Annotated in this window: 16 protein-coding genes; 8 read left to right on the plus strand and 8 right to left on the minus strand. The window is 68.7% G+C overall.

The annotated features are described in order from the left end of the window. A partial coding sequence (locus tag ACFY9N_RS01910; RefSeq protein ID WP_391476561.1) for an HtaA domain-containing protein occupies positions 1–2,317 on the plus strand: 2,317 nt, incomplete at its 5' end. 235 nt (positions 2,318–2,552) lie between these two features. Further along, complete coding sequence (locus ACFY9N_RS01915) at positions 2,553–2,921, plus strand: potassium transporter Trk (protein WP_391476562.1); 369 nt, start codon at positions 2,553–2,555, stop codon at positions 2,919–2,921. A 3-nt stretch (positions 2,922–2,924) separates the two neighbouring features. Here ACFY9N_RS01915 and ACFY9N_RS01920 read toward each other — a convergent pair whose 3' ends face one another. Next, positions 2,925–3,530: a zinc-binding alcohol dehydrogenase gene (locus ACFY9N_RS01920; protein WP_391476564.1), complete on the minus strand. Its 606-nt coding sequence runs from the start codon at positions 3,528–3,530 to the stop codon at positions 2,925–2,927. Between the two features lie 161 nt (positions 3,531–3,691). On the opposite strand from ACFY9N_RS01920, the gene ACFY9N_RS01925 reads away from it, so the two are divergent. The 4 genes from ACFY9N_RS01925 to ACFY9N_RS01940 all read left to right on the plus strand — a co-directional run bounded on the left by ACFY9N_RS01925 (position 3,692) and on the right by ACFY9N_RS01940 (position 7,910). Next, a complete protein-coding gene (locus tag ACFY9N_RS01925; RefSeq protein WP_391476565.1) occupies positions 3,692–3,910 on the plus strand; it encodes a hypothetical protein in 219 nt (72 codons plus the stop codon). Positions 3,911–3,990: 80 nt separating this feature from the next. Beyond that, positions 3,991–5,106: a phosphoribosylformylglycinamidine cyclo-ligase gene (gene purM, locus ACFY9N_RS01930; protein WP_391476566.1), complete on the plus strand. Its 1,116-nt coding sequence runs from the start codon at positions 3,991–3,993 to the stop codon at positions 5,104–5,106. 6 nt (positions 5,107–5,112) lie between these two features. Beyond that, the gene (gene purF / locus ACFY9N_RS01935; RefSeq protein WP_391476567.1) at positions 5,113–6,585 is read left to right on the plus strand and encodes an amidophosphoribosyltransferase; all 1,473 of its coding nucleotides are present in this window, start codon (positions 5,113–5,115) and stop codon (positions 6,583–6,585) included. After that, positions 6,585–7,910 carry a CynX/NimT family MFS transporter gene (locus ACFY9N_RS01940; protein WP_391476568.1) on the plus strand — a complete coding sequence of 442 codons (1,326 nt, stop codon included), beginning with the start codon at positions 6,585–6,587 and terminating at the stop codon, positions 7,908–7,910. Before purF ends, ACFY9N_RS01940 begins: the two co-directional genes overlap by 1 nt. Before the next feature lie 9 nt (positions 7,911–7,919). Here ACFY9N_RS01940 and ACFY9N_RS01945 read toward each other — a convergent pair whose 3' ends face one another. Together ACFY9N_RS01945 and ACFY9N_RS01950 are read right to left on the minus strand one after the other, a co-directional pair. Continuing rightward, positions 7,920–8,732 (minus strand): MOSC domain-containing protein, encoded by an 813-nt coding sequence (locus tag ACFY9N_RS01945; RefSeq protein ID WP_391476570.1) that lies wholly within the window; start codon positions 8,730–8,732, stop codon positions 7,920–7,922. Between the two features lie 179 nt (positions 8,733–8,911). Next, positions 8,912–9,097 (minus strand): DUF3073 domain-containing protein, encoded by a 186-nt coding sequence (locus ACFY9N_RS01950; RefSeq protein WP_029259537.1) that lies wholly within the window; start codon positions 9,095–9,097, stop codon positions 8,912–8,914. A gap of 148 nt (positions 9,098–9,245) precedes the next feature. Between ACFY9N_RS01950 and ACFY9N_RS01955 the strand changes: the two genes are divergently transcribed. Next, on the plus strand, positions 9,246–9,797 hold the full coding sequence (locus ACFY9N_RS01955; RefSeq protein ID WP_391476572.1) for a universal stress protein: 552 nt from the start codon (positions 9,246–9,248) through the stop codon (positions 9,795–9,797). A 13-nt stretch (positions 9,798–9,810) separates the two neighbouring features. Here the strand turns inward: ACFY9N_RS01955 and ACFY9N_RS01960 are convergent, their stop codons facing one another. The 5 genes from ACFY9N_RS01960 to ACFY9N_RS01980 all read right to left on the minus strand — a co-directional run bounded on the left by ACFY9N_RS01960 (position 9,811) and on the right by ACFY9N_RS01980 (position 12,856). Continuing rightward, positions 9,811–10,464 (minus strand): CatA-like O-acetyltransferase, encoded by a 654-nt coding sequence (locus tag ACFY9N_RS01960; protein WP_391476573.1) that lies wholly within the window; start codon positions 10,462–10,464, stop codon positions 9,811–9,813. A 76-nt stretch (positions 10,465–10,540) separates the two neighbouring features. Further along, on the minus strand, positions 10,541–10,885 hold the full coding sequence (locus tag ACFY9N_RS01965) for a type II toxin-antitoxin system PemK/MazF family toxin (protein WP_391476575.1): 345 nt from the start codon (positions 10,883–10,885) through the stop codon (positions 10,541–10,543). After that, the gene (locus ACFY9N_RS01970) at positions 10,882–11,115 is read right to left on the minus strand and encodes a hypothetical protein (RefSeq protein ID WP_391476576.1); all 234 of its coding nucleotides are present in this window, start codon (positions 11,113–11,115) and stop codon (positions 10,882–10,884) included. The genes ACFY9N_RS01965 and ACFY9N_RS01970 overlap by 4 nt, the downstream gene beginning before the upstream one ends. Positions 11,116–11,390: 275 nt before the next feature. Beyond that, positions 11,391–12,014 carry a PadR family transcriptional regulator gene (locus ACFY9N_RS01975; RefSeq protein ID WP_391476578.1) on the minus strand — a complete coding sequence of 208 codons (624 nt, stop codon included), beginning with the start codon at positions 12,012–12,014 and terminating at the stop codon, positions 11,391–11,393. Beyond that, complete coding sequence (locus tag ACFY9N_RS01980; RefSeq protein WP_391476579.1) at positions 12,011–12,856, minus strand: DUF4097 family beta strand repeat-containing protein; 846 nt, start codon at positions 12,854–12,856, stop codon at positions 12,011–12,013. The genes ACFY9N_RS01975 and ACFY9N_RS01980 overlap by 4 nt, the downstream gene beginning before the upstream one ends. A 136-nt stretch (positions 12,857–12,992) precedes the next feature. Between ACFY9N_RS01980 and ACFY9N_RS01985 the strand changes: the two genes are divergently transcribed. Next, a complete protein-coding gene (locus ACFY9N_RS01985) occupies positions 12,993–13,856 on the plus strand; it encodes a MerR family transcriptional regulator (protein ID WP_391476580.1) in 864 nt (287 codons plus the stop codon). Positions 13,857–13,875: the final 19 nt, after the last annotated feature.

Genomic DNA, 13,875 nt, shown 5'->3' on the forward strand with positions numbered 1-13,875 from the left:
TCCGTCGGTGTCGGGCACGGTGAAGACCGCGTCGACCGAGGGCCTCACGGTCACGACCTCGGGTGCGAACCTGGGCGCGTCGGTCACGGGTGCGTATGTCGCGCTGATCGAGGCGGGTACTGAGGCGGATGTGACCGCCGGTGGTGGTTTCGCGGCGATGCAGTTCGTGCGTGACGTGTCGGGTGGTGCGTTCAGCGTTGATCTCGTGGCGGCGAAGGCGGGTCTTGACCGGTCGAAGTCGTACGAGGTGATCGTGTGGCAGCAGCACACGATGCCGAATGCGTCGACGATCTACGCCCGTCAGGCCGTGACGGTGTCGGATGCTCAGTGGAACAGTGTGTTCCCGCCCGTGGACGGCCCGACGGTCAAGACCACGGTCAAGTCCGCGACCGCCGAGAAGGGGCTGACCGTCACGGCGACCGGCTCTAAGCACGGCTCGATCACCGGTGCGTACGTCGCGCTCATCGAGAAGGGCACCGAGGCGGATGTCACCGCCGAGGGCGGCTTCGTGGCGATGCAGTTCGTGCGCAGCGTCGCGGGCGGGTCATACTCGGTCGACCTCACGGCGGCCGCGAGCAAGCTCGACCGCACCAAGTCGTATGAGGTCATCAGCTGGCAGCAGCACACGATGCCGACCGCGTCGACCATCTACGCCCGCAGCACGGTGACCGTCACCGAGGCTCAGTGGGATGCGATCTTCGGCAAGAAGCCGGAGACGCCGAAGCCGCCGGTCACCCCGACCGCTCCGGTCGCGACCGTCCCCGGCGGATCGCTGCGCTGGGACGTGTCGACCTCCTTCCTGAGCTACATCACGGGCAACATCGCCAAGGGCGCGATCGAGGTCACGGGTGGTGCGACGCGTGCCGACGGACTGTTCCAGTTCGGACAGGCGACCGGCAGCACCTACGACCCCGCGACCGGCCTCGGTACGGTCTCGTACGTCGGCGCGGTCCGGTTCACCGGTCACGGCGGCGTCCTGGACGTCACGATCGCCAACCCGCAGATCCGCATCACCTCGGCGAACGCGGCGACGCTCTACGTCACCAACGGCGGAAGCCAGGTGCCGTTCGCGACGCTCGACCTGTCGCGTGCGGGCAAGACCACGGCGAACGGCGCGGTCACCTACACCTCGGCTCCGGCATCCATCACGTCCGCCGGCATCGGCCAGGTGTTCCAGGGGTACTCGACGAACCTGAGCCCGGTCACGTTCACGATCGGTTCCGCAGCCGCGGCTCCGAGCGGATCGACCGGCACGGTCGCAGCAGCCGCCGCGGTCGTCAAGAAGGCGGCGCTCCCCGCGACGCCTCCGGCGACCACCGGCATCGAGATTGACGACGAGAACCTCGTCGCCCTCCAGTCGGGCAAGTCGGCGACCATCACGGCATCCGGTTTCGAGCCGAACGAGAAGGACATCCAGGTCGTCGTGTACTCGACGCCCGTCCTGCTCGGAACGGTGGATGCCGACGCCAACGGTGTCGCCACGTGGACCGGTACGCTTCCCGCCACGCTCGAGAACGGTGAGCACACGCTCACCCTCCAGGGCTCGGTGACCCGCGGCCTCGTCTTCACACTCGATCGTGAGACCGTCGTGATCGGCGCCTGCACGGTCGAAGGCGCGAGCCTGAACTGGGGCTACAAGGAGTCGTTCCGCACCTACATCGAGGGCATCGCGAAGGGTGGCTGGACGCTCACCGACGTGGTCTACCAGTACCCCGACTTCGTCTGGTCGAACGGCTCCGGCTCGTTCGACGACGAGACGGGTGCCGGCCTCGTGACCTACGGCGGCAGCATCCAGTTCACCGGCCACGACGGCGCGCTGAACACGACGCTGGCGAACTTCCGCGTCGAGCTCGCGGGCGACACCGGCTACATCGTGGTCGACGTCGTGGGGAGGACGCAGAACGGTGAGGCGATCGACCTGAAGGACGTGCGGTTCGCGGAGTTCTCGCTGGCCGACGTCATCCCGGTCGACGGAGTGATCACGCTCGACGGCATCCCCTCGGTGCTCACCGAGGCCGGTGCTGCAGCCTTCGGCACCTACGCCGCGGGCGAGCAGCTCGACCCGGTCAGCGCGGTCATCCCCGTCGGTGCGGACTGCGGCGTCGCCGCTCCGGTCGACGAGGAAGAGGCCGAGCCGGAGGCGACCACCTCGGTCACCGTCGTCACCGAAGTCGCCGATGAGCAGGGCGGCGTGCCGGTCTGGGTCTGGATCGTCGGCGGACTCGTCGTCGTGGCCCTCGTCGGAACGGGTGGCGTGCTCATCGGACGCCGCAGCCGCTCGACCGCCGAGCAGGCCGTCACGACCACCGAGGTCTGATGTTCTGATCGAACCGCCCTTCCGCACGCCGCGGGAGGGCGGTTCGTCGTTGTGGGGGCGGGGCCCTTCGACGGGCTCAGGGACCCGGTTGTGTGCGCGGAACCGATGATCGCTTCGACAGGCTCAGGGACCCGATTGCGTGCGCGGAACAGATTCCTGGGTCGCTGCGCCTGTCGAAGCGTCGCAGGAATCACCTCGGGTACGACGCCGCGCGGAACGGTGGGAGAATGGAGGCATGTCCTCCTCCGAGACCCCGCAGACCGTCGAAGCGACCGTGCGCCACGTGCCGCGGTACGGCGTGTTCATGGGCATCGGCGTGGTGCTCGGTGTGATCGCCGCGGCGATCCTCACCTTCACCGGCAGTTTCGAGGAGTCCCAGGCGCTCGACGTCGTCTACCCGCCCGGTCAGGTGTTCGGATTCCTGCTGTTGTGGACGGTGCCGATCGGCATCGCACTCGGCGGTGTCGTCGCGCTCATCCTCGAGCGCACCGGCCGCCGCCACGACCGGGTCGTGCGGGTCGGTCGCGAGACGATCATCGAAGCACCGGAACAGGCATCCGAGACGCCGACGGCATCCGACGCACCGGCGTCCGACCGCGACTGACCCTCAGGCCAGCTCGGCGATGACCGGCCGGATGGCCGCGTCGAACGCCACGATGTCGCGGCGCAGGCCGTCGGTCACCGCGACGGTCAGATCGCCGATCCACCAGATCCCGCGCTGCGAGAACGGCAGCACCTGCACGTTCAGCTCGAACGAGTGCGCCCGCCGCCCGATGTCGCGCTCGAACTCGGCGATCGCGCTGGCGTACGCCCGGTAGGCGTCGCCGCCGGTGTGGCTCTTCATCGACTTGACGTAGCGGTCGTGCGCGGCGCGCGCGTAGCGCAGAGCGGATGCCGCGTGCACGGCGATCCCCGCCCCGAGCTCTTCCGCGCCCGAGGCGGGCAGCGCCACGAGCGTGTCGAATCCGTCGATCAGTTCGAGGGGGACGCCGGAGGGGTGCGCTCGCGGTTCGACCGTCATGTCCCAGTAGTCGCGCCACTGCTTCTCGACGGCAGATGTGGCATCGGCGGCATCCGGAGCGCGCGTCGGCAGGTCGCGCAGACTCGGCAACTCATCGGGAACGCGGATGCCGAGGGCCTGGCGCAGCGCGAGCGCGACGAGCACCGGGACGCTCGCGTCTTCGCGGATGAGCCACTGCGGCTTGTCGGCCATGGCCCCATCGTAGGGCTGCGAGGCCGCGACGGGGTGAGTCATCCGGGACCGGTTCGCTAACCCCCACCGCAGCCGTCGTCAACCCGTGCGATAGATCGCGAGCCTCCCGGTAGACCTGCACCAGGTGGGCGATCGGCCGACCTCCATCGAGAGGAGCAATGATGTCTCAGCGTAATGAGAACACCCCCGCCGGCGATGCCTCGGCACCGAGCAGCGACGGCACCGAGAGCGGGCAGCAGGCGATGAGCGGGTTGGACACCGGCACGGCGCCGTGGGGCGTGAGCGGCGAGGGTGACGCCCGGCACGGGGATGCCGCGGATGCCGGGGGAGACACTGATTCCTCCGAGTCCGGCGACGGATCGGACGGTTCGTCGGACTGACCGCCGCGCCGAGTCGCGCCGTCGGGGCTCCGGGCGCATCCCCGCGTCTGGGCACGCCCGGCGGGCGGTAGGCTTTACCCGTGGCTGCCTCCCCCACCAATCCCTATTCCGAAGCCGGCGTCGATACCGCTGCCGGTGACCTCGCCGTCGAGCTGATGAAGTCGTCCGTACGGGCGACGCACGGCCCCGAAGTGCTCGGAGGCGTCGGCGGATTCGCCGGTCTCTTCGATGCGAGCGCGCTGCGCGACTTCCGCCGTCCGCTGCTCGCGACCAGCACCGACGGCGTCGGCACGAAGGTCGCGATCGCGCAGGCGATCGACAAGCACGACACGATCGGGCAAGACCTGGTGGGCATGGTCGTCGACGACATCGTCGTGGTGGGGGCGAAGCCGCTCTTCATGACCGATTACATCGCCTGCGGCAAGGTCTTCCCGCAGCGCATCGCCGACATCGTGCGCGGCATCGCCGAGGCGTGCGCCGCGACGGGCACTGCGCTCGTCGGCGGCGAGACCGCCGAACACCCGGGTCTGCTGGGCCCGCGCGACTACGACGTCGCGGGTGCGGCGACCGGCGTCGTCGAGGCCGACGCGATCCTCGGAGCCGACCGTGTGACCGACGGCGACGCAGTGCTCGCGATCGCGTCGAGCGGTCTGCACTCCAACGGCTACTCGCTCGTGCGCCACATCATCACCGGCGCGGGCATCTCCTACGGCGACAACTCGGCCGACCTCGGCACGACCTGGGGCGAGGCCCTGCTCGAGCCGACCCGCCTCTACACGCTTCCGCTCCTGCGCCTGATCGACACGATCCCCGGCGCGGTTCACGCCCTCAGCCACGTTACCGGCGGCGGCATCGCGGCGAACCTCGCCCGTGTGCTCCCGCAGGGCAGCTGGGCCGAGGTCGACCGCAGCACGTGGTCGCCGAGCCCGGTCTTCCGTGTGCTGAGCGACATCGCCGGTTCGTCGCTCGAGTCGGCTGAGGGTACCTGGAACCTGGGTATCGGGTTCCTCGCGGTGGTCTCCGACAGTGCGAAGGATGCGGCGATCGCGGCGCTCCAGGCCGAGGGCATGCCCGCGTGGCAGGTCGGAACGGTGCGCTTCGACGGTCGTCCGGCCGGAGAGTTCGAACAGGGCGCCAAGGGCGTCGACGGTGGAGCGGTGCGCCTGGTGGGCGCTTACGCGGACGGAGCGAAGTAAAACCCCATGTGCGGCATCGTCGGAATGGTCGGCACGGCTCCGGTCAATCAGGACATCTACGACGCTCTCCTCCTGCTGCAGCACCGCGGCCAGGATGCGACGGGCATCGCGACGGCAGAGGCCAACGGCGTCATGCACAACGCGAAGGCGCAGGGCATGGTGCGCGAGGCGTTCCGCACCCGCGACATGCGCGCGCTGCTCGGCAACGTCGGCCTCGGCCACGTGCGCTACGCGACCAAGGGCACGGCGTCGAACGAAGAGGAGATGCAGCCGTTCTACGTGAACGCGCCGTACGGCATCATCCTCATCCACAACGGCAACCTCACCAACACGCGTGAGCTGACCGCCGACATGGCGAAGCGCGACCGCCGGCACCTCAACTCGTCGAGCGACACCGAGCTGCTGCTCAACGTGCTCGCCGGTGAGCTGCAGAACACGACCTCGACGGTCGACCTCGACCCCCAGCGGGTGTTCGAGGCCGTCGAGCGCACGCATGAGCGCATCGAGGGCGCGTACGCCGTGATCGCCGTGATCGCCGGGTACGGTCTGCTCGCTTTCCGGGATCCCTTCGGCATCCGCCCGCTGATCCTGGGGCGTCGCCCGTCGACCGTCCCCGGCCAGGAGGGCAAGGACGAGTGGGTCGTCGCGAGCGAGTCGCTCGTGCTCGAGAACGGCGACTACGAGGTCGTGCGCGAGGTCGAGCCCGGCGAGGCCGTGTTCATCACGACCGAGGGCGAGCTGCACACCCGGCAGTGCGCCGCCGAGACCCGTCTCGCTCCGTGCGCGTTCGAGTACGTCTACCTCGCGCGTCCCGACTCCGTCATGAACGGCATCTCGGTCTACGAGTCGCGTCTGCGTATGGGTGACCGCCTCGCCGACACCATCGCGAAGCACGTGCCGATGGACAAGATCGACGTCGTCATGCCCATTCCCGACTCGTCACGGCCCGCCGCGATGGAGGTCGCCCGCAAGCTCGGCATCGAGTACCGCGAGGGCTTCTACAAGAACCGCTACGTCGGCCGCACCTTCATCATGCCGGGGCAGGCGGTGCGCAAGAAGAGCGTGCGCCAGAAGCTCAACGCCATGTCGACCGAGTTCCAGGGCAAGAACGTGCTGCTCATCGACGACTCGATCGTGCGCGGCACGACGTCGAAGGAGATCATCCAGATGGCCCGGGATGCCGGTGCGGTCTCGGTGACCTTCGCCTCGGCGGCCCCTCCCGTGCGTCACCCGCACGTCTACGGCATCAACATGCCGTCGCGTCACGAGCTCATCGCGCACGGCCGCACGATCCCCGAGATCGCGGAGGTGCTCGGCTGCGACCACCTGGTGTACCAGGAGGTCGACGACCTGAAGGCAGCGATCACCGAGGGGTCGGTCGTCGACGACCTCGACATGAGCTGCTTCGACGGACGCTACGTCACGGGCACCGTCAGCGACGAGTACCTGGCCTGGGTGGAGAGCTCGCAGACCTCCTGATGAGCGGGTCTCCCGTCTCGTCGAAGGGCCGCCCGCTCTGGCAGGGGAGGGCTCTCGCGCTCGTCGGGATCGTGCTCGTGGCGTTCTCGCTGCGCTCGGCGGTCGCCTCGCTCTCGCCGGTGATCGACCACATCGCCCGCGACTTCCCGGTGTCGCCGGTGATCGTCGGCCTGATCGGTGCGGCTCCGCCGGTGTGCTTCGCGGTGTTCGGTCTCGTCACCCCGCTCGTAGAGCGCCGTCTCGGTCTCGAACGCGTCGCGGTCGCGGCGCTCGCGCTGATGTCGCTCGGCCTGCTGCTGCGCGGGTTCGCGGGAGACTCGACGAGCCTGCTCGCGGCGACCGTGGTCGTGTTCGCCGGCGTCGGGGCGGGCAACGTGCTGCTGCCGCCGCTGGTGAAGAAGTACTTCCCCGATCGTCTCGGCGTCATGATGACGCTGTACTCGACCATGATGGCCGTCTCGACCTTCGTGCCGCCGCTCGTCGCGGTGCCGGTGGCCGACTCGCTCGGCTGGAGAGTGTCGCTCGGGCTCTGGGGTGGGTTCGCGGTGCTCGCGCTGCTGCCGTGGATCGCGCTACTGATCGCGGAACGCGGGCGAGCGACGGCATCCGCCCCTGTCGTCGATGTCGTGCTCGACCCGACCGACGGGGTCGACGACCTGACGGATGCCGCGGCCGTCGCCACCGGACCGATCGCGACCGTTCCGGCTAGCCCCCGTGTGTTCGGGCGGCTCTGGCGGATGCCGTTGCCATGGGCGCTCGCGCTGGTGTTCGGCACCTCGTCGACCATGGCCTACGTGGCGTTCGCGTGGCTGCCGACCATGCTGGTCGACATCGCCGGCGTCACCCCCGCCACGGCCGGGTTCCTGCTGTCGCTGTTCGCGCTGGCCGGGCTGCCGTGCGGTCTGCTCGTGCCGATCCTCGTCGTGCGGTTCCAGGCGACGAGGCCGCTGTTCCTCTTCGCCGTGTCGATGGGCGTGATCGGCCTCGGAGGTCTGCTGCTTGCCCCGACCGTCGCACCTGCGCTCTGGGCGATCATCTACGGCCTGACCGCGATCCTGTTCCCGCTGAGCCTTGTGCTGCTGAGCATCCGCGCGCGCACTCCCGAGAGTGCCGTGGCCCTGAGCGGATTCGTGCAGAGTATCGGCTACGCGATCGCCGCGGTCTTCCCGCTGCTGATCGGTCTGCTGCACGAGACCACCGGCGGTTGGCAGGTGCCCCTGCTGGTCGTGATCGGCGTGCTCGTGGTCTCGATCCCCGCGGGCCTCGTCGCCGGTCGGCGCCGCACGATCGAGGACGAGTGGGAAGCACGGCACGGCCGCTGGTGAGCGCGACGCTCAGAGCACGTGCACCTCGTCGCCGACGCGGATGACGCCCACCGGTGTCTGTCCGTCGGACTGCGGAGCGGGGAGGAACAGTCGACCGAGGGTCGGCTCGTTCTGTCGGAGTGCTCCGGTGAGGGTGGTGAGCACCTTGACGTCACGCTCGCCGGTGTCGGGATTCGCGTGCGTCGCGAGGCATCGTACGATCGGCCCCTCGGTCCGCAGGACGACGTCGCCGATCCGAACCTCGCCGTTCCACTCCAACTCGGCCCACGCGTCGACGCCGTCGATGACGATGTTCGAGCGGAAGCGTCGGTCGTCGATGCCGGTGCCCGCGGCCTCGCCCAGTGCGTCGGCGCTGGCGCGGCTGTGCAGTGACACGTAGCCGCGCGCCCGGTCCTGGAAGCGAGAAGTCTCGCCGTCGCCGACGAGCACGAGGGGCAGCCGCCCGGGCCGCTCGAGGCGGCGGCCCTCGCGGGTCCCGCGCACGAACTCGGTGACGGCATCCGTCAGTTCCGCCCGTCCGGCGTCGTCGAGCCCCGCCTCGACGAGCACCGCGCCGTCGTGCTCGATCCGGACGCGACCGTGCGCGTCGTCGTACCGGGTGTGCAGGGCGGCCAGGGCCGGGAAGTCCTGCAGGGCGAGGCCCTTCGCCTTCGGCCAGTGGTCGAGGCCGTCGCGCTCCTCGGGAGTCGCCGCGTCGGCGAAGCGGAACGCCAGCACGCGATCACCGGCCACGCGGCCGTCGGCCTGCACCGTGAGCGACTCGACGGACTCCGGCGTGAAGCCCTTGATCGGATGACGGTAGAGGGCGACGACCTGAGGCATGCGTCGATCCTCTCAGATCGTTCTCCGCAACCTCTGCGTCTCGCGGGGCGCTTCGACAGGCTCAGCGACCCAGTTTCGCTGTTGGGTCCCTGAGCTTGTCGAAGGGCCCCGCCGCCTCGAATCCGGGCACGACGAAACCCCCGTAGGTCGTACGGGGGAGAAGTCGAACAGAGGGGCGGTCAGGCCTTCTCTAGTTCGTCCTCGTCTTCGTCGGCATAATCGTCGGCCCACTTGTCGACGTAGGCGTCTTCGTCGGTCGGGTGACCCAGCTCGCGCTCGAGCGCGGAGTAGTTCACCGACGGACTGTACGCCTTGAGTTCGCGGGCGATCTTTGTGTGCTTCGCCTTCTGACGGCCACGGCCCATGCGCGAGACCCCCTCACGAGTTAAGCGGCGGGTGGTCAGGACCCGCGGCATTCACGACACCGGCGCGCAGCCGGTAAGAGTAGCATTCAGAATAGCACGCGGGTAATACCCTCTGGCTGATGCCAGGCTGGTGAAGGGAGCGATCATCATGACCGAGAACACCTCCACTCCGTCCGACGAGGCCGCACAGAACGCGGCTCTGCAGAAGGCCGTGATCGTCGGAGTGCAGCCCCAGCAGGACGGCCGCGTGGTCGACGAGGCGGTGCGCTACGCCCGACTGCTCGGCGTGCCGCTCGTGGTCGCCCACGTCGACGTGACGCGCTTCGTCACGTACGAGGATCCCGACGGCTATGTGCATTCGGCCCCGATCGACATCAACTTCGACGCGGGCGCTGCAGAGTTCGAGGCCGTGCAGGCCGCTGTCGCCCCGGCGCTCGACGCCTCGGGCATCACCTGGACCGCGCGTCAGCTCGTCGGCGATCCCGCCCTGGCGATCAAGCAGCTCGCGAACAAGCTCGACGCGCAGCTGATCGTGATCGGCACCCGCAAGCGCGGCATCGGCGAGAGCATCCGTGAGTTCTTCACCGGTTCCGTTGCCGCCCGCCTCGCGCACCGCCAGCACCGGTCGATCCTCGTCGTGCCATTGGGTGAGCTCGTGCCGGACTCGCAGAAGGAGATCTGGCCGGAGGCCGCGGAGTAGTTCTCGGAGAGTCTCAGGCGACCCAGTCGGGGTCGTCGAACAGCCGCTGCAGGTCGTCTACGAGGCGGCCCGTGTGGAAGCCGTCTGCCGCGGCGTGATGGATCTGGATCGCGAGGGGCTGGATCACGCGGCCATCGCGCTCGACGTAGCGACCGAGGGTGAAGATCGGCGGCAGATGCGTCCAGGCATCCTCGATCTGCAGCGAGAACGCGGTGAACGTCGTCCACGGCAGGCTCGAGATGTCGAAGGTGTTCGGCGGGGTGTCGGACTGCGGGAACATCTCCGTCGCTGAGCGGTGCGTGCTCAGAAGTTCGACGGCGCGGTCGTGGAACGTCGCGAAGTCAGGGTCGTAGTGAGTCCAGACGCTCGCGAAGGTCTCGCGCTCGGGGTTGAACACGGTGAACGAGGGGTGCACGACATCCCAGACGGCGGGCGCGCCGTCGTCGGTCAGGCCCATCCGGAACGGCTCGTGACGGTTGACGGCCTCGGCGAGCGCCCAGATCTGCGTCGGGTAGGTCTTACGGCCGGCGTCGCGGATCGCCGCCGTGAGCCGGGTCGCATCGAGCTCGACCGTGATCGCGTAAGTGCAGCGCACGGCGGTCGCGTAGTGGCGGTACTGCTCGGCGCGCGGCCATGAGTCGAGGTCGATCGGGCGGAGAGTGCTCATCCCGTCATCCTCTCATCGGCCCGAGCGGCGATCGCGAGACTAGGCGACATCAGGACTCGTGCGGATGAGAAACGGGTCACAGGTCGAGGAAGTCACCGAGCCAGGTTTTCGCGGCTCGCAGGCACTCCGGGCTGACCGATCCGGCGATGCCGGTGAAGTGATCGCGCGTGAGGGTCCGGGGTTGCTCCGTCATGATCCACGAGGGGCGTTCGAGTCCGCTCGCGCCGTCGACGCGCACGTGGTTCGGCCAGCCGCGATCGGCCGTCGTGATCGGAAGGACTATCGCGAGGGTCGTCACTGCATCGAGGTATCCGGCCGAAGCGATCACAAGCGCTGGGCGATGACCGCCCTGCTCCCGGCCTCGAACCGGTTCGAGCGAAGCCCAGACGACCGTGCCCGGTGCGAGGTCGGGCGGCGTCATGCCGGTGAGGCGAGTTCGGTGCGCTCCCAGGCGCTCGTCTCAACCGCATGATCGTCGAGCTCGGTTGACGGCGAGGTCGCGATCGCTTCGCGCAATCTCGAAAGCCTCCACCGGCGATCCTCGGCATCCGCGAGGTGCGCGAGGTGCGCGCCCAGGGTCAGGCCATCACGGGAGGCCTGCTCCTTGAGGCGGTCGCGCAGCTCGTCGCTGACCTTGATCGTCGTGGTCATACTTTGAGTATACCCAGTTGGTTGCGGGCGAAGAGGTGCTCATAACTCCTCAGAATCGAGGGCAAGACCCGCTTTTCGAGCCGATCGGGGCGAGAACGGGGATTTTCTCCGGAGTTATGAACGGGCTTCGCGGCGCTCAAGTCGCAAAAAGTATCGGCATCCTGCGCGGATGCCGACACCTTTTGCGACGGGAGTGGTGGGGTGGGGCGCTTCGACAGGCTCAGCGACCCAGGGGCGGTTCAGCGACCCGGTTGAGGTCGGCGAGCCGGCGCGGGTCAGCGGGTAGTCGAGATGCCGACGGTCACCGCGCGGGCGGCGGCGTCGAGGGCGTTCTCCAGATCCGTCACGACGCTCGCGGGGAGCGCGCCTCCCTGCGCCACGTGCGTGCGCAGATCGGTGCGGATGCGTGCGCGGAACGCGTTGATCACGGCATCCGCCCGATGCATCTCCTCGCGGCTGGTCACTCGACTGTCGTCGGATGCCGAACGCGGGCGGCCCTTCGCCGACTGCCGCTCGTCGTGGGCGGCGGAGGCGAGGTCGGCGCGGAGCGTCTTCATCGCATCCTGCACGCTCTGGCGCACCTCGTTCGCGATCAGTCGCACCGAGTCGGCGAGGCCCGACTCGATCCCCGCCAGATCGTTCTCGCGCGAGGCGAGTTCGGCGCGGCCCGCGTCGGTGATCGCGTAGATCGTGGTGCGGCCGTCGACGGTCTTGGTGACGAGCCCTTCTTCTTCGAGCTTCGCGAGCCGCGGATAGATGGTGCCGGCGCTGGGCGTGTAGGTGCCGCCGGTGCGGTCGGTGAGCGCCTGGATGATGCCGTATCCGTGCTGCGGCGACTCGGCGAGCAGCGACAGCAGGTACAGGCGCAGGTCGCCGTGCGAGAAAACGGCGGGGGTCATGCCTCTTCCTCCCACTCGGCGTCGTTCGTGATCGACTCGGGGGTGCGGCGCAGAACCGTCACGCCGCCCGAGACGGAGTTCACGCGCAGATCGACGAAGCGTCCGGCGAGCTCTCCCTTGGTGCCGGTGTAGTTGCTCGGGCCGGAGGTGCTGCGTTCGATGCCGTCGATGAGCAGGCGTCCGCTGAGTGAACGGATGACGTAGTTCGCCGCGAGCGACTCGTCGAGGCGCACCGTGGTGCCGCCCGAGACCGAGTTCACCGAGATGGTGTTCACGTCGCCCGCGGCGTCGACGGTGGTCGACCCCGAGACGATGTCGACCGTCGCCTTGCGCACGGCGCCGGTGACGGCGACGTCGCCCGAGACGCTGTTCGCGTTGATCGAGCCGGTCAGGCCGCGCACCTGCACGTCGCCCGAGACGGTGTTGACGGTGAGATCGCCGATGAGGGTGTCGACGATGAGGTCGCCGGAGACGGTGCTGAGGCGGGCATCGTTGCGGATGCCGGAGACGAGAGCGCCGGCGCTGACGACGCCGAGATTCAACGCGATCGACCGCGGCACGGCCACGCTCACCTCGGCGCGAGGACCGCCCGACCCGAAGTTGCGGAACACCTCGAGGAAGTTGTCCCACCCGAGCTGCGGGTGGTCGATCTCGACCTCGCCGTCGTGGGATTCGATGCGGAGATCCTTGGTGGTGACGCCGTGGACCTCGATGCGGATGCCGGGTTCGTCGTGCGCGATGACGTCGACCTGTCCGCCGACGAGCCCGATCTTGAGGCGGGTCACGGATTCGATGTCGATGACGCGTTCCTCGCCGGGGGCGATGAGCCACTTCTCGGTCATGTCTGCTTCTCCTGATGTCGAGGATCGAGATATATCGTGTTCGAGGAGCGTAACACGATATATCTCGATATTGTCAAGAGGTCGGCGAACTCTCGGTCTTGACATTGACGCAACGTCAACTTCTATCGTGAGATCCATGAGCAATCGTGACTGGTCGATCCAAGAGATCGCCCGCCTCGCCGGCACCACCAGCAGAACGCTGCGTCACTACGACGACATCGGCCTGCTGGCTCCGACGCGCATCGCGGCCAACGGCTATCGGCATTACGACGAGACCGCCCTCGTGCGCCTGCAGCGCATCCTGCTGCTGCGCGAGCTCGGGCTCGGACTGCCGCAGATCGCGGACGTGCTGGGCCCTTCGACAGGCTCAGGGACCCAGGGGGCGGAGAGCTCAGGGACCCAGGGGGCGGAGAGCTCAGGGACCCAGGGGGCGGAGGCATCCGCTCTCGAGACCCACCTCGCGCTGCTGCGCGAGGAGCAGACCCGACTGGCGCGGCAGATCGCGTCGGTCGAATCCACCATCGACGCATTGAGAGGAGGTGAAGAACTCATGGCAGAGAACATGTTCGACGGCTTCGACCACACGCAGTACAAGGACGAGGTCGAGCAGCGCTGGGGCGCGAAGGCCTACGCCGACGGCGACCGCTGGTGGCGGGGCATGACGGATGCCGAACGCGCAGACTGGCAGCGCACCGTCGCCGACCTCGGTCGGGACTGGATTGCCGCCGCCGAGAGTGGCATCGACCCGGCATCCGATGAGGCGCAGGCACTCGCCCGCCGCCACGTCGAGTGGCTGACGGGAGTGCCGGGGACGCCGGCATCCGCCCTTCGACAGGCTCAGGGACCCAGCGCGGACGCAAAGGCGTACGTGACCGGGCTCGGCGAGATGTACGTCGCCGACCCGCGCTTCGGCGCGAACTACGCGACCTCGTCGGGCGGAACGCACGGCGCCGAGTTCGTCCGCGACGCGCTCCGCGTGTATGCGGAGGCGCATCTCTAAGTCTCCACGGGTGTGGGAC

The sequence above is a fragment of the Microbacterium sp. NPDC008134 genome (genome assembly GCF_042957055.1).
In the GTDB taxonomy this organism is placed as follows: Bacteria; Actinomycetota; Actinomycetes; order Actinomycetales; family Microbacteriaceae; genus Microbacterium.